At 70.5% G+C, this 20,842-nt stretch carries 16 protein-coding genes and 1 pseudogene; 6 read left to right on the forward strand and 11 right to left on the reverse strand.

Annotation, left to right across the window (positions count from 1 at the left end; translation table 11 throughout):
• Positions 1 to 66 precede the first annotated feature (66 nt).
• The gene (locus ACFYQA_RS20405; RefSeq protein WP_388919504.1) at positions 67 to 438 is read left to right on the forward strand and encodes a hypothetical protein; all 372 of its coding nucleotides are present in this window, start codon (positions 67 to 69) and stop codon (positions 436 to 438) included.
• Between the two features lie 48 nt (positions 439 to 486).
• On the opposite strand, the gene ACFYQA_RS20410 is transcribed toward ACFYQA_RS20405, so the two are convergent.
• Complete coding sequence (locus tag ACFYQA_RS20410) at positions 487 to 2,649, reverse strand: RecQ family ATP-dependent DNA helicase (RefSeq protein ID WP_388919507.1); 2,163 nt, start codon at positions 2,647 to 2,649, stop codon at positions 487 to 489.
• 840 nt (positions 2,650 to 3,489) lie between these two features.
• Between ACFYQA_RS20410 and ACFYQA_RS20415 the strand changes: the two genes are divergently transcribed.
• Positions 3,490 to 4,104 carry a hypothetical protein gene (locus ACFYQA_RS20415; RefSeq protein ID WP_388919510.1) on the forward strand — a complete coding sequence of 205 codons (615 nt, stop codon included), beginning with the start codon at positions 3,490 to 3,492 and terminating at the stop codon, positions 4,102 to 4,104.
• Positions 4,105 to 4,254: 150 nt separating this feature from the next.
• Here the strand turns inward: ACFYQA_RS20415 and ACFYQA_RS20420 are convergent, their stop codons facing one another.
• From ACFYQA_RS20420 to ACFYQA_RS20445, 6 genes and pseudogenes are all read right to left on the reverse strand, one after another.
• Positions 4,255 to 4,887: a hypothetical protein gene (locus ACFYQA_RS20420; RefSeq protein ID WP_388919546.1), complete on the reverse strand. Its 633-nt coding sequence runs from the start codon at positions 4,885 to 4,887 to the stop codon at positions 4,255 to 4,257.
• A gap of 68 nt (positions 4,888 to 4,955) precedes the next feature.
• Positions 4,956 to 5,657 (reverse strand): ribonuclease HII, encoded by a 702-nt coding sequence (locus ACFYQA_RS20425; RefSeq protein ID WP_388919513.1) that lies wholly within the window; start codon positions 5,655 to 5,657, stop codon positions 4,956 to 4,958.
• A gap of 86 nt (positions 5,658 to 5,743) precedes the next feature.
• Positions 5,744 to 6,076, reverse strand: a pseudogene (locus ACFYQA_RS20430) (TetR-like C-terminal domain-containing protein); the annotation flags it as partial.
• 682 nt (positions 6,077 to 6,758) lie between these two features.
• Entirely contained in the window at positions 6,759 to 7,664 is a 906-nt protein-coding gene (locus ACFYQA_RS20435; protein ID WP_388919516.1) for an ADP-ribosylglycohydrolase family protein, read from the reverse strand.
• 12 nt (positions 7,665 to 7,676) lie between these two features.
• Positions 7,677 to 8,336, reverse strand: coding sequence for a histidine phosphatase family protein (locus ACFYQA_RS20440; RefSeq protein WP_332431038.1), 660 nt, complete (start codon positions 8,334 to 8,336; stop codon positions 7,677 to 7,679).
• A gap of 95 nt (positions 8,337 to 8,431) precedes the next feature.
• A complete protein-coding gene (locus ACFYQA_RS20445; RefSeq protein WP_386396079.1) occupies positions 8,432 to 9,037 on the reverse strand; it encodes a YdbC family protein in 606 nt (201 codons plus the stop codon).
• Between the two features lie 158 nt (positions 9,038 to 9,195).
• Here ACFYQA_RS20445 and ACFYQA_RS20450 point away from each other — a divergent pair, with 158 nt between their 5' ends.
• The gene (locus ACFYQA_RS20450) at positions 9,196 to 9,729 is read left to right on the forward strand and encodes a TerD family protein (RefSeq protein ID WP_388919520.1); all 534 of its coding nucleotides are present in this window, start codon (positions 9,196 to 9,198) and stop codon (positions 9,727 to 9,729) included.
• A gap of 158 nt (positions 9,730 to 9,887) precedes the next feature.
• On the opposite strand, the gene ACFYQA_RS20455 is transcribed toward ACFYQA_RS20450, so the two are convergent.
• Together ACFYQA_RS20455 and nrdR are read right to left on the reverse strand one after the other, a co-directional pair.
• On the reverse strand, positions 9,888 to 12,779 hold the full coding sequence (locus tag ACFYQA_RS20455) for a vitamin B12-dependent ribonucleotide reductase (protein ID WP_388919523.1): 2,892 nt from the start codon (positions 12,777 to 12,779) through the stop codon (positions 9,888 to 9,890).
• Between the two features lie 162 nt (positions 12,780 to 12,941).
• Positions 12,942 to 13,499, reverse strand: coding sequence for a transcriptional regulator NrdR (gene nrdR / locus ACFYQA_RS20460; RefSeq protein WP_388919526.1), 558 nt, complete (start codon positions 13,497 to 13,499; stop codon positions 12,942 to 12,944).
• A 742-nt stretch (positions 13,500 to 14,241) separates the two neighbouring features.
• Here nrdR and lexA point away from each other — a divergent pair.
• A complete protein-coding gene (gene lexA, locus ACFYQA_RS20465; RefSeq protein ID WP_332431033.1) occupies positions 14,242 to 15,021 on the forward strand; it encodes a transcriptional repressor LexA in 780 nt (259 codons plus the stop codon).
• Between the two features lie 185 nt (positions 15,022 to 15,206).
• Here the strand turns inward: lexA and ACFYQA_RS20470 are convergent, their stop codons facing one another.
• Positions 15,207 to 17,213, reverse strand: coding sequence for an ATP-dependent DNA helicase (locus ACFYQA_RS20470; RefSeq protein ID WP_388919530.1), 2,007 nt, complete (start codon positions 17,211 to 17,213; stop codon positions 15,207 to 15,209).
• 183 nt (positions 17,214 to 17,396) lie between these two features.
• Positions 17,397 to 17,876 carry a hypothetical protein gene (locus ACFYQA_RS20475; RefSeq protein WP_388919533.1) on the reverse strand — a complete coding sequence of 160 codons (480 nt, stop codon included), beginning with the start codon at positions 17,874 to 17,876 and terminating at the stop codon, positions 17,397 to 17,399.
• A 291-nt stretch (positions 17,877 to 18,167) separates the two neighbouring features.
• Here ACFYQA_RS20475 and ACFYQA_RS20480 point away from each other — a divergent pair, with 291 nt between their 5' ends.
• Together ACFYQA_RS20480 and ACFYQA_RS20485 are read left to right on the forward strand one after the other, a co-directional pair.
• Positions 18,168 to 19,388, forward strand: coding sequence for a trypsin-like serine peptidase (locus tag ACFYQA_RS20480; RefSeq protein ID WP_388919537.1), 1,221 nt, complete (start codon positions 18,168 to 18,170; stop codon positions 19,386 to 19,388).
• A 180-nt stretch (positions 19,389 to 19,568) separates the two neighbouring features.
• Positions 19,569 to 20,768, forward strand: coding sequence for a trypsin-like serine peptidase (locus ACFYQA_RS20485; RefSeq protein WP_388919540.1), 1,200 nt, complete (start codon positions 19,569 to 19,571; stop codon positions 20,766 to 20,768).
• The last annotated feature ends 74 nt before the right edge of the window (positions 20,769 to 20,842 follow it).

The following is a 20,842-nucleotide window of genomic DNA, read 5'->3' on the forward strand; positions in this document are numbered from 1 at the left end:
TGTGGACAACTCTGACCAGGGACACGTCATATACCCCGCCTGACCTGCACTTCCACTTCCATCGCAATGCGATTGCCATATAAGTCCCGCACTCTCGTCGGCCTGCGTCGGCATCCGGCCGCCCACCGTCCTGTTGCGCGGAACGCAGGAGCACACGACGATGCGGATCCCCGGACGACCGTTGACGCCGTCCTCGTCGGGGACGCCGTTGACGCCGTCCTCGTCCGGCTCGTCGGAGACGCCTCGGGAGAAGCCCGGCTGAGTGAGGACCAGCGGCGGGCATTGCCGGTGCCGGTCGCCGGCCACTACCAGGTCCTCGTCGTCCGGCGCACGGGCTGGGACGAGTCCGCAGTCCCCTTCAGGATCGCGTCACTGCTGCGGGCCGGAGACAGCGGCCCCACCGTGATCGCTCCCGTCCACCACCCCACCTGGCGCTGATGCGCAACCAGGTCGAGGCGTGGCCGGGAGCCGGCTCCACGCGGGTCTTCAGGCTGTCACCGCGAGGACCAGCGGGAGGACCTGCTCCGCGCCCGCCCGGCGCAGCAGACGCGCGGCCACTGCGAGGGTCCAGCCGGAATCGGAGTAGTCGTCCACGAGCAGGACCGGGCCGTGTGGAGCGGCCGCCAGAGCACCGGCGAGTTCCTCGGGAACGGCGAAAGCGGCGGACAGCGTGTGCAGCCGTTGAGCCGAGTTGCTCCTGCGGGTCCGGTGCGCCCCACTGTGCCCGGTGTACTCGAGGGCACCGAGGAACGGGAGACGCCCGACGGTGGCCACCCGTTCGGCAAGGGAACCCACGAGCCGGGGCCTGCTCAGAGAAGGCATGGCGACGACTCCTACCGGCCGGACCGACGCGTCCGGGCCCTTGTCCGCCCACCCGCCCGGGGAACGGGCCCAGTCGGCGAGGACCGCCACCGTCGCTTGGAGGACGTCGTCGGGAACCGGACCGTCCGGCGCCTGCTCCGCCAGCAGCGGGCGCAGGCGGTTGCCCCAGCCGATGTCCGAGAGGCGGCCCAGGGCCCGCCCGGGGGAGCATTGCTCCTTCGCCGGAATGCGTCCCTTGAGGTCGATGCCCAGGGCGGGCATTCCTGTGGGCCACATGCGGCGCGGTTCGGCCTCCACCCCCGGACGCTCCAGTTCGCCGGCGGCGCCGGCCAGCGCCTGGGGTGAAACGCCAGGATCCGTCCAGGTTCCCGCGCAGTTGTCGCAGCGGCCGCACGGGGCGGCCTTCTCGTCGTCCAGCTGGCGGCGCAGGAACTCCATCCGGCACTGGGAGGTGCTGACGTAGTCGCGCATGGCCTGCTGCTCGGCGGCACGCTGGCGGGCGACCCAGGCGTAGCGCTCGGCGTCGTAGACCCAGTCGGCACCGGTGGCCGTCCAGCCGCCCTTCACACGCCGCACGGCGCCGTCCACGTCCAGGACCTTCAGCATCATCTCGAGGCGAGTCCGCCGGAGGTCCACCAACGCCTCCAGGGCGGGCACGGACAGCGGCCGCCCCGCGTCGGCGAGGGCTGCGAGGGTCTGGCGGACCTGCGTCTCGGGCGGGAAGGCGACCTCGGCGAAGTAACGCCAGATCGCCTCGTCCTCCTTACCGGGAAGCAGCAGCACATCGGCGTGCTCCACACCGCGGCCCGCACGGCCCACCTGCTGGTAGTACGAGATGGGTGAGGACGGTGAGCCGAGATGGACCACGAAGCCCAGGTCCGGCTTGTCGAAGCCCATCCCGAGGGCGGAGGTCGCCACCAGGGCCTTCACCCGGTTCGCCAGCAGGTCGGCTTCGGCCTGCTGGCGGTCGGCGTTCTCCGTCCGGCCTGTGTACGAGGCCACGGCGAAGCCACGCGCGCGCAGGTAGGCGGTGACCTCCTCGGCGGCCGAGACGGTCAGCGTGTAGATGATTCCGGAGCCCGGCAGGTCGTTCAGGTGCTCGCCGAGCCAGGCCAGACGGTGGGCGGCGTCCGGCAGCCGGACCACGCCGAGCCGCAGACTTTCCCGTTCCAGCGTGCCGCGCAGCACCAGGGCCTCGCCGGCTCCGGTGCCAAGCTGGTCGGCCACGTCCGCCGTGACGCGAGCGTTGGCCGTGGCCGTGGTGGCCAGTACCGGAACTCCCGGGGAGAGCTCCTGCAGCATCGTGCGCAGTCTGCGGTAGTCGGGACGGAAGTCGTGTCCCCAGTCGGAGATGCAGTGGGCCTCGTCGACGACCAGGAGGCCGGTCGTGGCCGCGAGCCTGGGCAGCATCCGTTCGCGGAAGTCGACGGAGTTGAGGCGTTCCGGGCTGACGAGGAGAACGTCGACCTTTCCGTGCTCGACCTCCTCGTGGATGGCATCCCACTCCTCGGGGTTCGCCGAGTTGATCGTGCGTGCCTGGATGCCGGCCCGCGCTGCCGACTCGACCTGGTTGCGCATCAACGCCAGCAGCGGCGAAACGATCACCGTGGGGCCGGAGCCACGCCGGCGGAGCAGCGCGGTGGCAACGAAGTACACCGCCGACTTGCCCCATCCGGTGCGCTGCACCACCAGGGCACGACGATGGTCCACCACCAGGGCCGCCACCGCCTGCCACTGGTCCTCCCGGAGCCGTGCCGTGCCCCCGGGATCACCGACCAGCTCGGCGAGGATGGCGTCGGCTTCGGCACGCAGCTCCAGATCGTTCATGCCCCCATGCAACCGCACGGCTCGGACAGTCGGCCAATCCCGCTCCACAACGAGGTCACGGGCCCCTCGGCCCTGCGGTCCCAAGAGCGACGTCGTGAGCCCTCCGACCGGCTCCCGCTCGGAACGTTTACGCAGGCGGGACACCAGAAAGTCTCGGATGCCGAGGTTCTCGGTCCCGTGGCTGGGACGAAGCACGGCGCAGGTGACCCACGGCGCATGTGACCCACGACGCGTGCGCCCCACCGGCCTCCCGGCGATCGGCATGGACCTCGAGAGGCGCTTCCCGGCCGGGAAGCGGACGGTGCGGGGCCGGATGTGGGGGGCGACTGCCGGACACGGCCGGCACCCGGCCACGTGGCGAGAGCCGTGCCGTCCTCGCTCTCCACTGCCCCGGTCCAGCCTCAGGGGCCGGTACTCGCGGTGCCGACTGCACGGACACCGGCCGGGCCCCCGGCCGCCGCGGCCCGCCTGTTCCGGCGGGCGGAACCCAGGAGGTGCCGCCTCTCCTCCCGGCCGCGTCCAGGGCTGGTGCTCCGCCGGACACCGCCACCCGAGTTCCCGACGCCCACCCCTCCGGACACGGGGCACCGGTGTCCCGTACGAACTGCCGTCACCGGGCGCTTCATGTGTGCCCGTAGGGCACACCGGGCAGGGATATAACTCTCAATCATCTGATACCGGTCGGCTCGCACGATTGCTCGTTGCCGCATCCAGGTTCGACAGGAAGAATTGAGGTCCGCACCCGCACGGCTCGTCCGCCGCTCAGGTTGTGCTCCGTTGCGTGCGCGCTCCCCTGAATCCGTTCCCGCCCGTAGTCCGGGCGTAGCCGAAGGGAGGACCGTGACCTTCGGATTCGTTCCGTCCTCGGCGGCATCGCTGTCGACGCCCGCCGCTTCCGCCACTCGTCTGCTCGAACCCGCGGAGTGGGCCGCCGCGGGAATCCCGCTGCTGCGCAACCCGCGTGAGGTGGTCAGCGGACTGCACGCCCGGCACCGTCCGGGGCCGGCGACCGCGGTCGTCGCCGTGCTCGACCAGGACGAGCGAGTGCGGGCGAGCGCTTCGTTCACCCGCCGCCCGGCCCCGGCGGACGGCTGGATGTTCCGCAACGCGCTGCTGTCCCAGCTGCGCCGGGTCGTCCCGCACGACCTGCGGCGCCGCACGCCGGTCCGTACCGCTGTCCTGCTCTACTGCCGCGACGGCGACGCGCGCTGGACGGAGGAGGACGGTGCGTGGATGTGGGGGCTGCGGGACGCCTGCACGCTGCACGGGCTGCGCTGCGGGGCGTACATCACGCTGACCCGTGACGGCTGGCAGGTGTTCGGCGAGGGGCGCGGTGGGCGTCGGCCCAGCAGCGGCTCCGCGCCGGAGCCGCTCGCCACGGCCGAGGCGCCACCGCGAATACCGCGCACCGGCGGTGTCGCGTCCGACGTCCTGCGCCGCGCGGCAGCGCGCTGAGGGCCGACGGGTCTCCTGGGAACCAGGGGGCTGTCGGCGGCCTCGCACGCTCCTGCGGGCCGCGCGCCCTGCCGCCGCGCCGGCATCACCGCCCGCGCGGTGGAACGGCGGTGTCATGGCGCCCGTACGGACGGGCGCCATGACACCGGATCAGACGCCCTTACTCATCATCGAGTCGAGCCGCTGCGGGTCACCGCAGACGATCAGCAGGGCGGTGGCCTTGCTGCGCGCCACGGCCAGGGCCGACGCGGACACCGACTCGGACCCTCCGTTGACGGCGACCACGACGACGGGGCGCGCTCCGGCACGGGCCGCGACAGCGGCGTCCGCGTAGAAGACGTCGTCGGCGGCGGCGTGCAGGGCCCAGTAGGAGGCCTCACCGAAGGAGAGTTCGTGGGTGACCCACGGGTGCGGCTCGCCGGTGGTGATCACCAGCACGTCGCCCGGGGCGCGGCCCGAGTCCAGCAGCAGGTCCACGGCTTCCTCGGCGGCGTCGAGCGCCCCCTGGACGGTCGCCGGGACCAACTGGACCTGGGTACCGGCCGCAGCGGGAGCGGCCGGCTTCGAAGGGACGGGTTTGGGGGCCGCCGCAGTGGCATCACGCGGCGTACGTTGCGCCGGAGGCGCGGGCCGGACCGGGCCTGGCCGACCGGGGCGCGGCGGAGCCACGGGGCGGGGACCGGGTACGGGGCGGGGGGTCGGCGCGGTACGGCTGTTGGCCGGAGTGGCGCGGGGACCCTGGGCACTCTCGTGAATCTGAGGCTCCTCGGGAATGAGAGGAATGGGCTGATTTTTATCAAACATTGGTACGGCTCGCACCACCGGGTGGCACATGAGTGCGAACGGAACAGTCAGAAATCGAAGCCGAGCTGACCCTCGATCACCGGAACACTTCCATCCGCCCAGCCGCGGACCTTCTTGAGATGCCGCCACTGGGGCAGCGCATCAAGATACGCCCACGACAGCCGGTGGTAGGGGGTGGGTCCCCGGACCTCCAGCGCGGCCCTGTGCACGGGCGACGGGTACCCGGCATTGTCCGCAAAACCGAAGTCTGCATGCTCGGCACCCAGTTCGGCCATCATTTTGTCGCGGTGCACCTTGGCGATCACCGAGGCCGCCGCGACCGCCACGCACGACTGGTCACCCTTGATCACGGTCCGGACCCGCCAGGGCGCCCCGAGATAGTCGTGTTTGCCGTCGAGTATCACCGCGTCGGGCCGGACCGGCAGCCCTTCGAGCGCGCGCACCGCCGCCAGCCGCAGCGCGGCCGTCATCCCCAGTCGGTCGATCTCCTCGTGGGATGCGTGGCCCAGGGCGTACGACGTCACCCAGTCCCTCAGCGTCCGGTCGAGTGCGTCCCGCCGCTTGACGGTGAGGAGCTTGGAGTCGGTGAGACCCTCGGGGGGCCGACGCAGTCCGGTGACCGCCGCGCAGACGGTGACGGGGCCGGCCCAGGCGCCGCGCCCCACCTCGTCGACACCTGCGACGGTCTTCGCCCCGGTCGTGGCGCGGAGGGAGCGCTCGACAGTGTGAGTTGGTGGTTCGTACGGCATAGCGTCCCTTAGCGTACGCCGCCCGGAACGGCCCGCGACACCCAGGCTCCCCGAGCGATGCCGGGGGTCTCGGCAGCCTCGGGCCAGGAGCCTGTCGGCCGCAGCAGCGGAACCACCAGCAGGTCGATCATCTCCTCCACGTCGACGCCCACCCATTCACTTCCGCACATCTTGGACCGGTACATCATCATCGCCGGGACGGCATCGAAGACGTAGCCGTTCGCCGCGTCGACACGTACCTCTCCACACTCGACGCCTCGCTCGATCACCTCTCGGAGCATCTCGATGGCCGGCTCCACGACCCCTTCGAAGATCACGGCATGGAACCGCTCCGCCTACATGGAATCGCATTCGTGAATGACCGAGCGCAGGGCCAGGCCCGGCAGGGAAAACATCGCGTCACGCGCTCTCAGACACAGCACAGGGCATCTCGACGGCCTTCATCCCGGCCGCCGCCGTGGCCGCACTCGCCCGGATCACCGCCTGGCTGGTGATCCGGGTACGCAAGAGCGACCTCGAGTCCCTCGCCGGCCCCGCCGGACCGGGCGTCGGCTGACGAGGGCGCCCCGCAGGCCGGGCGGCCCGGCACCCTCTTCGGCCGGCCCCGGGGGGGGGGGCGGGGGGGGGGCGGGCCCGGGCCGGGCGGGGGGGGGGGGGCGGGGCCCGGGCCGCCCCCCCCCCCCGCGGGGCCCCGCCCCCCCCCCGCGCCGGGGGGGGGGGGGGCGGGGGGCCCCCCGCGGGGGGGGGGCCCGGCCCCCGCGGGGGGCGGCCCGGGGGGGGGGGCCCCGCCCCCCCCGGGCCCGCCCCCCGGGGGCCGCCCCGACCATGATCACGGAGCCGAGCAGTACAGCGAGCAGTGCGGTGAGCTGCACGTCCACGATCACCTCCGGCAGAACAGGGACCCCACAGCCGCCGCCCCTTCCGGGGCACATGTCCCACACGGCTGATGTCTCGACAACGAGCGAACAGTCACGGAGAGTTCCTGCCACGCACGGAGAGTTCCGAAAGCCTCCGTGTCCGCGTCCGTACCGGGACGAACGGCAGCGGACCTCGTCACGCACACTTGACGGTCCGGCCCTGGCACGGCCGGACCGGCCGGAACTACACCGGCATCCAGCTCGGCAGCGCCTCGACCCGCTCGACCCACCCGGCGGGCGGCGTCCCGGCCTTCCCCGCCGCGATCACCCCGCCCACGATGGCACAGGTCGTGTCGACGTCCCCGCCCGCCTGAGCCGTGGTCCAGAAGGCCTGTTCGTAGTCGCCCAGGGCCCGGGCGGCCGACCACAGCGCGAAGGGAACGGTGTCGTGGGCCGTCGTCCGCCGTCCGCATCCCAGGACGGCGGCGACGGTGGCCGTGTCGCCGTAGTCGAGCATGTCCCGGGCCCGTCGCAGCCCCGCACCGACGGCACTTTTCCTGGGCACCAGCGCGACGACCCCGTCGAGCAGTGCTTCGGGGCCGGGCGGACCCCCGGGGGCAGCGACGAGTGCGGCTGCCGCGGCGACGGCCATCGCGCCGACCACGGCCTCGCGGTGCTGGTGGGTGGGGTAGGCCGAGATCTCGGCCTGGTGGGTCGCCTGCTCCGGATCGTCCGCGTACCAGGCGCCCAGGGGCGCGATGCGCATCGCGGCGCCGTTGCCCCAGGAACCCCGGCCGTTGAAGAGGCCTGCGGCGAGTTCGCGCCAGTCACCGCCTTCGCGGACCAGCCGCAGCAGCCGTCCGACCGCGGGCCCGTAGCCCCGGTCTACGTCATGATGCCGGGCGAAGGACCGCGCGAGGGCGTCCTGGTCGATCCGCCGATGGGCGGCGAGGACGGCGACGACCGAGCAGGCCATCTCCGTGTCGTCCGTCCACTGCCAGGGGCCCGGGGGCAGCTCACAGCGCACGAGCAGCGGATAGTTCGCCGGGACGAAGAACTGTGAGCCCAGCGCGTCCCCCACCGACAGTCCGCGCAGGCTGGCCAGGGCGCGGCCCAGGCGCCCTGCGGAGGTGGAGTCAACGGTCGTCATCGCCCTGCCACCCTATCCGGTGATCCCGTACGGTTCCGGCTGCCGCCACTGCTCGAAGGGCCGGTCGAGCGTGTACTTGCCGTCCTCCCCCAGAACGAGCACCCGCATCTCGGCGTTGCCCGGGTTGGACAGGGATTCGAACTCCGCGACGGTCCAGTGGAACCACCGCATGCAGAACAGCCGCATGGCGAGACCGTGCGTCACGATGAGGACGTTCGGCGGGTGGTCGGGGGCGTCGAAGCTCCGGAACAGGCTCTCCAGGAAGCCGTCGACCCGGTCATAGACATCGGCGCCGGACTCGCCCTGGGCGAAACGGTAGAAGAAATGACCGTACGCGTCCCGGTACGCCTTCTGCAGACGGACGTCCTTCAGATCCTGCCAGTTGCCCCAGTCCTGCTCGCGCAGTCTCGGCTCCTCCCGCACGCGTATGAGTTCCGGGTCGAGGCCGAAGGCACTCAGCGTCTGGTGTGTACGGCGATAGGGGGACACGTACACGCTGACGCGCTCCCGGCCGAACAGGTCGCGCAACCGCTTACCCGTTTCTTCCGCCTGCCGCCGGCCCCGCTCGGTCAGGGCCAACGCGTGATCGGGTTCGCGCTCATAAAGGGAGTCATCAACATTGCCCGTTGATTCACCGTGCCGGACAAGGACGATGCGCCGTGGTCGTGCCATGCTGAAACCCTAGAACGGGTGACGGCCGACCGAGCACCCGTACGGCACAGGTCACACACTTCCCGCGGTGCGAGACGGTTCCGTGCGCCGGTACGTCAGACAGTCCAGACCGGCTCCATGTCCACGATGTCCCCCGTGAGCGCCGCGATGTCGGCCTCCGTCTGCGCCCGCAGGGCGAGACGTTCCACGCGTTCGGTGCGGTACTTGCCGTGCTCGGCCGCCGACCACCACATCGACAGCACCAGGAACTCATTGCCGGGTGCTTCACCGAACAGCCCCCGGACCATGCCGGGCGAGCCCGCCATCGCCGGGTTCCAGACCTTCTCGTGCATCAGCACGAAATGCTCCGCCCGCTCCTCGTGGACACGACACAGTGCCACTCTCAGCAGGTCGACGTCGGTGAAGCGCGGTTCGAAGCCGGTCTTCACATCGAAGCGGTGCTCGAACAGCCTGACCTGCGCGTCCTTGAAGGTGCCCGACTGAGTGGAGGCGAGCCGATCGTGGGACCGCGCCATGAAGGAATCGTAGAAGGCGCGGCTCTCCCAGAAGGAGAAGATGTGCGCCACATCCTGCCGCCCTCGGCTCCAGCCCCCGCCCTGTCCACGAAATCCCGGCTCTCCCAGAAGCCCCGCCCACTTTCGCTGTCCCCGTTCGAACCCGCGGCGGTCCACCACGGTGCAGCGAATCCACTTGACCAGCACCGCGCCATCGTAAGGCCGCGGAGCACGGCCCGGTCACTCTCGGCAGGACTGCTTCGCCGCACTCACCCGGCCCGGCATGACAGGATGGACAACCTGCCAGGCCCGCCCGGCAGTTGGACTGAAGGGGCGGGACGGTCGCACGGGGAAGGGGAAGACTGGTGAACGGCGTCAACAAGGGCATCGGCAAGGTCGAGATCGCGCTGAGGTGGGACCCGAGTCCTGCGGGCCAGCCGGCCACCGACCTGGATCTCGTCGCCGCGCCCTACCCGGCAAGTGATCCACACGGCGATCCCTCCTACGTGGTGCACTTCGACAGCCGCTCTCCCGACGGCACGATCATCCTCAACCGGGACAGCAAGGACGGCAAGGGCTTCGGTTTCGACGAGGTCATGACGCTGGAACTGAACCGGCTCGACGCGCGGTACACGCGCGTGGTGGTGGGAGTCGTCATACAGCAGCACCAGGAGCCGCGCACCTTCGCCGACGTGGACCATCCCGGTCTGCGCATCCGCGAGGGATACACCGTCCTGGCCGAGGACGACTTCGGGGGCGTTCCTGGATCCACGGCGGCCACAGTCGCCGAGTTCACCCGGGACGGCACCGGGGCCTGGGACTTCCATCCCGGCGTCCAGGGCTTCCAGGGAGACCCGTCGACCTTCACCCGCACCATGGGGGCCGCCCGCCGCCCGTGAGCCGCCCCCGACGACGGCCCGGCACCTCGGCGGGAAACGGCAGCGGGACGGGAAGAACGAGAAGAGAGGGGCACCGGCCGAAGCCGGTGCCCCTCTCTCATTCCCTCAGCCGATCGCACCGGGCGGACACGCCCGTACGAACGGTGTCACGCGCTGCCTCAGCTGCAGCCGCTGGTCGAGCCGCAGCCCTCGCAGATGTAGCAGGAGCCGGCGCGCTGCATCTTCGTCCCGCAGGAGAAGCAGAGCGGGGCGTCGGCCTGGATGCCCAGCTGCATCTCGACCAGCTCGGCACTGGTGTGGGCCTGCTGCGGGGCGGGCTCGGCCGCCTCGGCCTTCGGCGTGGCGACCGCCTTCAGCTCCTGGGTCCGCGGCGCGGACTGGGCGAGACCCTCGACGTCGAGCTCGTCGTCGGTCGGCTCGTAGGAGCCGGTCTCGAGGTGACGCTGACGCTCGTCGGCGGAGTGGATGCCGAGCGCGGAACGCGTCTCGAAGGGCAGGAAATCCAGCGCCAGACGACGGAAGATGTAGTCGACGATGGACTGCGCCATCCGCACGTCCGGATCGTCCGTCATACCGGCCGGCTCGAAGCGCATGTTGGTGAACTTCGAGACGTACGTCTCCAGCGGGACGCCGTACTGGAGACCGACGGAGACCGCGATGGAGAAGGCGTCCATCATGCCCGCGAGGGTCGAGCCCTGCTTGGACATCTTCAGGAAGACCTCGCCGAGACCGTCGTCCGGGTAGGAATTGGCGGTCATGTAACCTTCGGCGCCGCCGACGGTGAAGGACGTGGTGATGCCGGGACGTCCCTTCGGCAGACGCTTGCGGACCGGGCGGTACTCGACCACCTTCTCGACCGCGGCACGGATCGTGTCCTCGGTCCTCTCGGTGATCTCGGCCTTCTCCTTCTCCTTGGTCTTGGCGGAGAGGGGCTGGCCGACCTTGCAGTTGTCGCGGTAGATGGCGAGCGCCTTGACGCCCATCCTCCAGGCCTCGAAGTAGACCTCCTCGACGTCCTCGACGGTCGCCGACTCCGGCAGGTTGACCGTCTTGGAGAGGGCGCCGGAGATCCACGGCTGGATCGCGGCCATCATGCGGACGTGGCCCATCGCGGAGATGGAGCGCTCGCCCATGGCGCAGTCGAAGACCTCGTAGTGCTCGTGCTTGAGGCCGGGGGCGTCGATCACATTGCCGTGCTCGGCGATGTGGGCGACGACCGCCTCGATCTGCTCCTCCTGGTAGCCCAGGCGGCGCAGGGCCTGCGGGACGGTGCCGTTGACGATCTGCATCGAGCCGCCGCCGACCAGCTTCTTGAACTTGACCAGGGCGAGGTCGGGCTCGAGGCCGGTGGTGTCGCAGGACATCGCGAGACCGATGGTGCCGGTCGGGGCGATGACGGACGCCTGGGAGTTACGGAAACCGTTCTTCTCGCCAAGGCTCAGCACGTCCTGCCAGGCCTCGGTGGCGGCCGCCCAGATCGGTGTGTCCAGGTCGTCCACGTGGACGGCCTTGGCGTTCTCGTCGAAGTGCTGCTTCATGACCCGCAGGTGCGGCTTCGCGTTGCGGGCGTAGCCGTCGTACGGGCCGACGATCGCGGCCAGTTCGGCGGAGCGCTTGTACGACGTGCCGGTCATCAGGGAGGTGATGGCGCCGGCCAGGGCACGGCCGCCGTCGGAGTCGTAGGCGTGGCCGGTCGCCATCAGCAGGGCGCCGAGGTTGGCGTAGCCGATGCCGAGCTGACGGAAGGCGCGGGTGTTCTCGCCGATCTTCTGGGTCGGGAAGTCCGCGAAGCAGATGGAGATGTCCATCGCGGTGATGACCAGCTCGACGACCTTCGAGAAGCGCTCGACGTCGAAGGACTGGTGGCCCTTGCTGTCGTCCTCGAGGAACTTCATCAGGTTCAGCGACGCGAGGTTGCAGGACGTGTTGTCCAGGTGCATGTACTCGCTGCAGGGGTTCGAGCCGTTGATGCGGCCGGACTCCGGGCAGGTGTGCCAGTTGTTGATGGTGTCGTCGTACTGGATGCCCGGGTCGGCGCAGGCCCAGGCGGCCTCGGCCATCTTACGGAAGAGCGCCTTGGCTTCGACCTCCTCGATGACCTCGCCGGTCATGCGGGACGTCAGGCCGAACTTGCCGCCGTCCTGGACTGCCTTCATGAACGTGTCGTTCACTCGGACCGAGTTGTTGGCGTTCTGGTACTGGACGGACGTGATGTCGTCGCCGCCCAGGTCCATGTCGAAGCCCGCGTCGCGCAGGGCGCGGATCTTCTCCTCCTCCTTGACCTTGGTCTGGATGAAGTCCTCGATGTCGGGGTGGTCGACGTCGAGGATGACCATCTTGGCGGCGCGTCGGGTGGCGCCACCCGACTTGATCGTGCCGGCGGAGGCGTCGGCGCCGCGCATGAAGGAGACCGGGCCGGAGGCGTTGCCGCCGGAGGACAGCAGTTCCTTGGAGGAGCGGATGCGGGAGAGGTTCAGGCCGGCGCCGGAGCCGCCCTTGAAGATCATGCCCTCTTCCTTGTACCAGTCGAGGATCGACTCCATGGAGTCGTCGACGGACAGGATGAAGCAGGCGGAGACCTGCTGCGGCTGGGGCGTTCCGACGTTGAACCAGACGGGGCTGTTGAAGCTGAAGATCTGGTGCAGGAGGGCGTAGGCCAGCTCGTGCTCGAAGATCTCGGCGTCGGCGGGGGAGGCGAAGTACTTGTGGTCCTCGCCGGCCTTCCGGTACGTCTTCACGATGCGGTCGATCAGCTGCTTGAGGCTGGTCTCGCGCTGCGGGGTGCCCACGGCACCCCGGAAGTACTTGCTGGTGACGATGTTGACCGCGTTCACCGACCAGAAGTCGGGGAACTCGACGCCACGCTGCTCGAAGTTGACCGAGCCGTCGCGCCAGTTGGTCATGACGACGTCACGACGCTCCCAGACCACCTCGTCGTAGGGATGGACTCCGGGAGAGGTGTGGATGCGCTCGACTCGCAGCCCCTTGCCGGCCTTGCCGCCGCCCTTGGCCCGGGAACTCCGTGTCGGACCGCTCGCCGTCTCTGTCATGCCGCCTCCCTGGTACGGGCAAAACGCCCTGAAGTGCCCCGGTGTTCCCGTGGCACGGTGTTTGTCTGATGCTGCGGGCGCCCACTCGCATCGCCCGCAACAGGTCTTCTCATCGCCGCGGCCCGGCCGCCCCCGGCCGCAGGACCGGGCAGGGCCCGCCGGTCAGCCGGTGGGCCGGGTGGGCTCCGGGACCTGGACGGTCCCGTCGGGCCCGCTGCCGCCTTCCCGGCCCCCTGCGACAGCTCCCTCACGGTCTCCGTCGTCCGAGGCGGGGTGCTCCACCTGCCTGAGTTCCGTGACCGCGGCCTCGAAGTCCTCGAGCGACTCGAACGCCCGGTAGACGGACGCGAACCGCAGATAGGCGACGAGGTCGAGTTCCTGCAGTGGGCCGAGGATGGCCAGCCCCACATCGTGGGTGGTCAGTTCGGCGCTCCCGGTGGCCCGCACCGCTTCCTCGACGCGCTGGCCGAGCTGCGCGAGCGCGTCCTCGGTGACCGGCCGTCCCTGGCACGCCTTGCGCACACCGTTGATGACCTTGGTGCGGCTGAACGGCTCGGTGACGCCGGAGCGCTTGACCACCATGAGCGAGCACGTCTCCACGGTCGTGAAACGACGGGAGCAGTCAGGGCACTGGCGGCGCCTGCGGATCGACGTGCCGTCGTCGGTCGTACGACTGTCGACGACACGGCTGTCGGGGTGCCTGCAGAAGGGGCAGTGCATGAAATCCCAACCCTTCCTCGCAGCAGACACCATGACCCCAAGGGGCCTGTTCGGCCCCGTGAAGCTGCTCCAGCATAAGCGATCTCCGAGGGCCTCAGGACCGCGGGACCACAACTTCTGGGTAGCTGGTGCAATCCAACCACTAGATGTGGTGATTGGCTCATTCATACACTCCAGCACGCGTGTCGCCCGAATCGGGACCGAAGGCTCCCGCCCGGCCCTCTTCAGCATGCGCTCACGCAACGCGACAGTACGGGTTCACAGGGTCCCGCGTGCACCCCGAAGAGCTCACGCCAAACCCCCCGCGAGACGGTGCGGGGAACCTCGCGCGGGGCCGGCAGCCACCGGTCCCGCAGGCCCCGAACAGGCCGGGTCCGGACAGGCCGGGTCCGGACAGGCCGGGTCCGCCGCGCGGAGGAGGGGTGCCGGCCACGTATGGGGAGGTGTCGTGCACGCCGGAAGGGGCGACGTGCGACTCCCGGAGAGCCCCGAGGAGAGCCGGGCCGTCCCCCGCATCGCGTGGCGGCGAATGACAGACTGACCCACGGCCGGAAGGCCGCCGCCCCGGCGGCGAAGAATACGGAAATGGGCACCTTTGCCCGATGGGGAGAATTGCGGCCAATACACCTCTCCGCGCAATCACAGAAGGCAATTCGCGTTTTTTCACTCGAACGTGTGTTTGGCGCAACCTTTCGAAAGCTACTACCGTTGTCTTGCAGGGAGACCATCGAGAGGGGCCGACGTGACCACCACCGCAGACAGCGCCAGCATCACTGCCCAGGACCGCTCCCAGGACCGGCTCGAGCCGGCGCATGCGATGAGCGAAGCCACGCATCCCGAGGGCCAAAAGCGTTCCTTGCCGGGCCGACCTCCCGGCATCCGGGCGGACAGCTCGGGACTCACCGACCGCCAGCGTCGGGTGATCGAAGTCATCAGGGATTCGGTGCAGCGACGCGGGTACCCGCCGTCGATGCGCGAGATCGGCCAGGCGGTCGGCCTCTCCAGCACCTCCTCGGTGGCGCACCAGCTGATGGCACTGGAGCGCAAGGGCTTCCTGCGCCGCGACCCGCACCGCCCCCGCGCGTACGAGGTGCGCGGCTCCGACCAGGCCGCCTCCGCGCAGCCCACGGACACCGCGGGCAAGCCGGCCGCGTCGTACGTGCCGCTGGTCGGCCGGATCGCCGCCGGCGGCCCCATCCTCGCCGAGGAGTCGGTCGAGGATGTCTTCCCCCTCCCCCGTCAGCTCGTCGGTGACGGTGAGCTGTTCGTTCTGAAGGTCGTCGGCGACTCCATGATCGAGGCCGCGATCTGTGACGGTGACTGGGTCACGGTCCGGCGCCAGCCCGTCGCCGAGAACGGCGACATCGTCGCCGCGATGCTCGACGGCGAAGCCACCGTCAAGCGCTTCAAGCGCGAGGACGGCCATATCTGGCTCCTCCCGCACAACGCGGCCTACGAGCCGATCCCCGGCGACGACGCGACCATTCTGGGCAAGGTGGTGGCCGTTCTGCGCCGCGTCTGAGCCCACCGCGGGGGCCGGCCGCTCCCCGCCCCTGGTCCGGGCCTCGGAACCCTTGCGCCGGTTCCGGGGCCCTGTGCTGTCCCCGTCCTGTGCCGTCGGGTCACGGCCCGGCACGACCCTTCATGGCCCGTGCCGGGCCCCGGCGTGCGCTCCGCCCGCGTCGGGGCGTGCCCTGCTCCCCGGCCTCAGTCCGCTTCGCCCTCGGCCTGCCTGGCTGCCGCGTCGATCGTGGCCAGGGACTTCCTCACCTGGTTCCGGTCCGTGGTGAACCAGAAGTCGGGCAGCGAGGCCTTCAGATAGCTGCCGTAGCGCGCCGTCGCCAGTCGTTGGTCCAGGACGGCGACCACGCCGCGGTCACCCGTGGCCCGGACGAGCCGGCCGGCGCCCTGCGCCATGAGCAGCGCGGCGTGGGTGGCGGCGACCGCCATGAAGCCGTTCCCTCCCGCGTCCTCCACAGCCTTCTGGCGGGCGCTCATCAACGGGTCGTCCGGGCGTGGGAACGGGATCTTGTCCATGACGACCAGCTGGCAGCTGGAGCCGGGGACGTCGACGCCCTGCCAGAGCGACAGGGTGCCGAAAAGGCAGGTCTTCGGGTCGGCGGCGAAGTTCTTGATCAGCTCGCCGAGGGTCTCCTCGCCCTGGAGGAGGATCGGGAACTCCGGGATGCGGGAACGCAGTTCCTCGGCAGCGAGCTGAGCGGCCCGCATCGAGGAGAACAGGCCGAGGGTGCGGCCGCCCGCGGCCTGGATCAGCTCGGTGAGTTCGTCGAGCATGTCCGCGCGGTCACCGTCGCGGGCCGGACGCGCCAGATGCTTGGCGACGTAGAGGATCCCCTGCCTGGGGTAGTCGAACGGAGAGCCCACGTCGACACCCTTCCACTGCGGAAGATCGTCCCCCTCGGTGCCCTCGGGGCCGAGGCCCAGGGAGGCACCCACGCCGTTGAAGTCGCCGCCCAGCTTCAGGGTCGCGGAGGTCAGGACCACCGAGCGGTCGGAGAAGAGCTTCTCCCGCAGGAGGCCCGAGACCGACATGGGGGCGACGCGCAGCGAGGCGCCGCTGTGCCGGTATGCGGCTCCGGCGCGGGGCTCGTGACGCTCGTACCAGACGACATCCCATTCGGAGCCGTTGGTGATGCGCTCCGCCACGTCGTGCACGCTCTCCACCGAGGCCAGCGCCTGTTTGCGGACCGCGTCCTCGTCCTGGACGGACTTGTCGCGGGTGCTCCCGATGGCGGAGATGACGGTCCGGCAGGCGTCGCGCAGCGCCATCAGCGCGTACCCGAGGTCCTCCGGGATCTCCTCGAGACGGCCCGGAAGGGCCAGCTCCATCAGGCGTTCGAAGCCTTCGGCCGCGGTCTGCAGCTGGTCGGCCGCCTTCTCGTCGGCGAGCTTCGCGGCACGGCGCACCGCGCGGTTGACCTGGCCGGGAGTGAGCTCCCCCGTGGCGACTCCGGTGACCCGGGAGACCAGTTCGTGGGCTTCGTCCACGATCAGCACCTCGTGCTGCGGCAGCACCGGGGCGCCCTCGATCGCGTCGATCGCCAGGAGCGCGTGGTTGGTGACGACGACCTCGGCGAGCTTGGCGCGCTCGCGGGCCATCTCCGCGAAGCACTCCGCGCCGTAGGCACACTTCGTGGCGCCCAGGCACTCCCGCGACGACACCGACACCTGGGACCAGGCCCGGTCGGAGACACCCGGGGTGAGGTTGTCCCGGTCGCCGGTTTCCGTCTCGTCCGCCCAGTCGCGCAGGCGCAACAGGTCCTGCCCCAGCTTGCTGGTGGGGGCGGCCGCCTCGAACTGGTCGAAGAGGCCCTCCTCCTCGTCCTGCGGTACGCCTTCGTGAAGCCGGTGCAGACAGACGTAGTTCGACCGGCCCTTGAGCATGGCGTACTCCGGGCGGCGGCGCAGCAGCGGATGCAGCGCCTCCACCGTGCGCGGAAGGTCGCGCTCGACGAGCTGGCGCTGCAGGGCCAGCGTGGCCGTCGCCACGACGACTCTCTCCCCCTGAGCGAGCGCGGGCACCAGATAGCCGAGCGACTTTCCGGTGCCGGTGCCGGCCTGGACCAGCAGATGAGAGGTGTCGTCGATCGCTTCGGCGACGGCTTCGGCCATGGTCACCTGGCCGGGGCGCTCCGTGCCGCCGACGGCGGTGACGGCAGCGTGCAGGAGTTCAGGAAGTGAGGGCTTCGTCATAGCGCGACCACCCTACGGCCCGGCACCGACAATCGTGCGCCGGCCTCGAGAGCCGAGAGCGCGACGGAGGGCCCGGGGGCCTGCTGACCACGCCCTGTGGATCAGTCGGCCCGGTGGGCTCCGCCCACGGCACCCGGCGGCTGGGCACAGGGTGCCGTGGCTCGACGCGAGGTTCCCTGTGCCTCAGCGCAAGGTGCGCACGAACACATCTCCGATCAGATTCGTGTCGTCGGGCACCAGGTCCGGGTAGTAGGAGTCGAAGACGGCGGTCGACTCGTCCGCGCTCAGCGCCGCTCCGCCCACGGTGACGGGCTCGCCGTCCTGTCCCGGTGCCAGCGGTTCCTCGTGGCCGGTGCGCAGATCGCGCAGGATCAGCCCCGTCGTCCTGCGGTTCGCGTCCGCCGTGTTCAGAAGCAGTTTCGAGCCGTTCACCGACAAGTCCGAGACCAGGGTGAGATCCGTGGGGGTGCGGCCGTCGTGGCGCCGGAGCGTGCCGGTGCGCAGATCGCGGACGAAGGCGTTCCAGCCGTCGTTCGTATCGGCCTCCGGAACCAGGTCGGTCGCCTGCGAGTTGAAGCCGACCCGGGTGCCGTCGGCGCTGAGGACCGGAGCGATCGCCGACCGGTCGGCGGGGGCACCGTCGTACGAGGCATCGGCCTGCACGGTCGTGCCCCTCCCGCAAAGAGGGCCAAGGCGACGAGTGGCCGCTCCCGGGTGAAAGATTCCTCGACGGGCCAACCGCGCGAAGGCGTCACATCCTTGCACTTCTTGAGAATGTCCAGGTCAGAAAGCTCGTAGCGAAACCGTTGCCGTTCCGTCGGTTGCCCCTCACAGCGAGCGCATAGTGTGTGGTGCCGTTCCCGGTGGTCGTGCGAGAGGTCCGGACTCCGTTCGAGTCCAGGACGCGAGCACGGCCGAAGCACCAAGTTCGTCCACATCAGGGGGAGTCAGATCATGCGATCCATACGGCCGTCGTCCACCACTCGCCGAGGCGGAAGGGCGCGCCGCGGAACCTCCCCCGTGCTGACCGCCGTCGCGCTCGCCTCGGCACTCGCGCTCACCGTCACCGCCTGCGGTGCGGGGGACGACACGGCGGGCGCCGAAGCCTCCGCGACCGCCGCGGCCGGGGACGGCAAGATCCGGATCCCGAGTGACATCGCGGACCGGCTCAAGGAGCACGGGATCGACATCGACAAGTGGCGGAACGGCGACTGGAAGAACTGGGACAAGGACGACTGGCTGCGCGAGGCCAACGACTACATCAACCCGATCATCGAGGGCCTGTGGGATCCGGACCGCATGCGGGAGGCCGAGCAGCCGGACCCGGAGGTCGACGAGAGCGACCTCTCCGGTGACCAGGGCGTGACGGACCCGACGCCGGAGCCGGTGCAGGCGCAGGCCGTACCGCCGTCGTACCACGACAACGCTCCCACGGCGGGCAAGGTGCTCTTCGACTCCCCCGAGGGCACGATGGTGTGCTCCGCGACCGTGGTGCAGGACCCCGCCAACCCGGGCAAGTCCAACATGGTGTGGACGGCCGGACACTGCGTGCACGCCGGTAAGAAGGGCGGCTGGTACCGCAACATCGTCTTCGTTCCGTCGTACAACGACGCGGGCAGGCCGACCGGCGAACTCGAGGGCGCCGCCCAGGACGAGGTCGCTCCGTACGGCGTCTGGTGGGGCGACTGGGCTCAGACCTCCGACCAGTGGATCGAGCAGGGCGGTGCGACCGGCGGTGACGGCGCCTCGTACGACTACGCCGTCATCCATGTGACGCCGGAGAAGGGCGGCGACGGCAAGTCGCTGGAGGAGACGGTCGGTTCGGCGCTGCCGGTGGACTTCAAGGCTCCCGCCGTGCCGGACGTGGAGAGCGTGACCGCGACCGGCTACCCGGCCGGCACGCCGTACGACGGCCAGAAGCTGTTCAGCTGCGAGGACCGGCCGGGCCGGCTCTCGCTCAGCTCCTCCGACCCGACGATGTACCGCATCGGGTGCAGCATGACCGCCGGTTCGTCCGGTGGCGGCTGGGTCGCGGAGGGCTCCGACGGCAAGCCGGCGCTGGTGTCCAACACCTCCATCGGCCCGGTGACGTCGGGCTGGCTCGCCGGTCCGCGGCTGGGCGACGAGGCCAAGGGCGTGTACGACGCGGTCAGCGACAAGTTCGCCGGCCAGTGACCGTCTGCCGCTTCGGCTGCGGCGGTTCCGTTCCCACGGGCCCTGCCGCCCGGGCGGGGAGGGAATCGCGGTAACGGCACGGGCGGCGGCACCGGCGGCACGTATCCGCCGGTGCCGCCCGTGCGGCGTCCGCGCCCAGCAGCAGGACATTCATTCGTAGCACCGGGGGGTCATCGCACCATGCGCTCCATCCGTACGTCCGCTCCACGCCGGCGGGGTCGTCGCAGAGCCCTCGCCGCCACCGGGCTCGTCGCCGCCCTGGCGCTCACCGCGACCGCGTGCGGCGGTTCCACCGACGACAAGGCCGACCCGGAGAAGCCCGGTTCCGGCACCTCGCGGGCCGCGGACGGCGAGGCCCGGGTCCCGGCCGACATCGCGGACAGGCTCGAGGAACACGGGATCGACGTCGACAAGTGGAAGGCCGGCGGCTGGCAGGACTGGGACAAGGACAAGTGGCTCAGTGAGGCCGAGGACTACGTCAACCCGGTGATCGAGGGCCTGTGGAAGCCGGAGCGGATGCGTTCCGCCGAAGAGGCCGACAAGACCCTCTCGACCAAGGACGCGGCCGCCGCCCGGGGCGTCAGCGACCCGGAGCCGGGACCGGTTGAAGCGCAGGCCGAGCAGACGCCGTACCACGCCAACGCGGCTCCGGTCGGCAAGGTCTTCTTCGACTCCCCCGAGGGCACGAGCGTCTGCTCCGGCACGGTCGTCAAGGACGTGAACCACCCGGGCAGGTCCAACCTCGTCTGGACCGCCGGTCACTGCGTGCACGCGGGCGGCGACGGCGGCTGGTACCGCAACATCGTCTTCGTCCCCGCGTACAACGACCTGGGCAGGTCCGAGGCGGAGCTGAACAGCACGAACGACGCCTCGGAGATCGCCCCGTACGGCAACTGGTGGGCGGACTGGGCCTCGACCTCCACCGGCTGGATCGAGGGCGGCGCGCAGACCGGCGGCGCCGGAGCGCCGTACGACTACGCCGTCCTGCATGTGAAGCCGGAGCAGGGGGACAAGTCCCTGGAGGAGACGGTCGGCACCGCCCTGGACGTGGACTTCTCGGCCCCGTCCGCGGACGGGGCGGGCCGGATGGGCGCCTGGGGATATCCGGCGGCGCCGCCCTACAACGGACTGCGGATGTTCAAGTGCCTGGACACTCCGGGCCGGTTCTCGCTCGCCTCTGATCTGCCCACGATGCACCGCATCGGCTGCACCATGACCGGTGGTTCGTCCGGTGGCGGCTGGTTCCGGGTGGTGAACGGCGAGACCGTGCTGGTGTCGAACACCTCGATCGGCCCGACCGACAACACCTGGCTCGCGGGCCCGCAGCTGGGCCGGGACGCCGAGGCGCTGTACCAGAACTTGACATCCTCCCCCTCCTGAAGGAGGGGGATTCCTACGGCTCGCGCCGTGGGGTTTTCTGCTTCGTCGCCGACTGCCCGCCCGGAGAACTCCGT

The sequence above is a fragment of the Streptomyces sp. NPDC005774 genome (genome assembly GCF_042871645.1).
Taxonomy (GTDB): domain Bacteria; phylum Actinomycetota; class Actinomycetes; order Streptomycetales; family Streptomycetaceae; genus Streptomyces; species Streptomyces pratens.

Coding starts and splice junctions, on each gene's coding strand:
- ACFYQA_RS20405 (WP_388919504.1), top strand. CDS start 67: ATGCGATTGCCATATAAGTCCCGCACTCTCGTCGGCCTGCGTCGGCAT.
- ACFYQA_RS20410 (WP_388919507.1), bottom strand. CDS start 2,649: ATGAACGATCTGGAGCTGCGTGCCGAAGCCGACGCCATCCTCGCCGAG.
- ACFYQA_RS20425 (WP_388919513.1), bottom strand. CDS start 5,657: ATGCCGTACGAACCACCAACTCACACTGTCGAGCGCTCCCTCCGCGCC.
- ACFYQA_RS20435 (WP_388919516.1), bottom strand. CDS start 7,664: ATGACGACCGTTGACTCCACCTCCGCAGGGCGCCTGGGCCGCGCCCTG.
- ACFYQA_RS20440 (WP_332431038.1), bottom strand. CDS start 8,336: ATGGCACGACCACGGCGCATCGTCCTTGTCCGGCACGGTGAATCAACG.
- ACFYQA_RS20455 (WP_388919523.1), bottom strand. CDS start 12,779: ATGACAGAGACGGCGAGCGGTCCGACACGGAGTTCCCGGGCCAAGGGC.
- nrdR (WP_388919526.1), bottom strand. CDS start 13,499: ATGCACTGCCCCTTCTGCAGGCACCCCGACAGCCGTGTCGTCGACAGT.
- ACFYQA_RS20470 (WP_388919530.1), bottom strand. CDS start 17,213: ATGACGAAGCCCTCACTTCCTGAACTCCTGCACGCTGCCGTCACCGCC.
- ACFYQA_RS20480 (WP_388919537.1), top strand. CDS start 18,168: ATGCGATCCATACGGCCGTCGTCCACCACTCGCCGAGGCGGAAGGGCG.
- ACFYQA_RS20485 (WP_388919540.1), top strand. CDS start 19,569: ATGCGCTCCATCCGTACGTCCGCTCCACGCCGGCGGGGTCGTCGCAGA.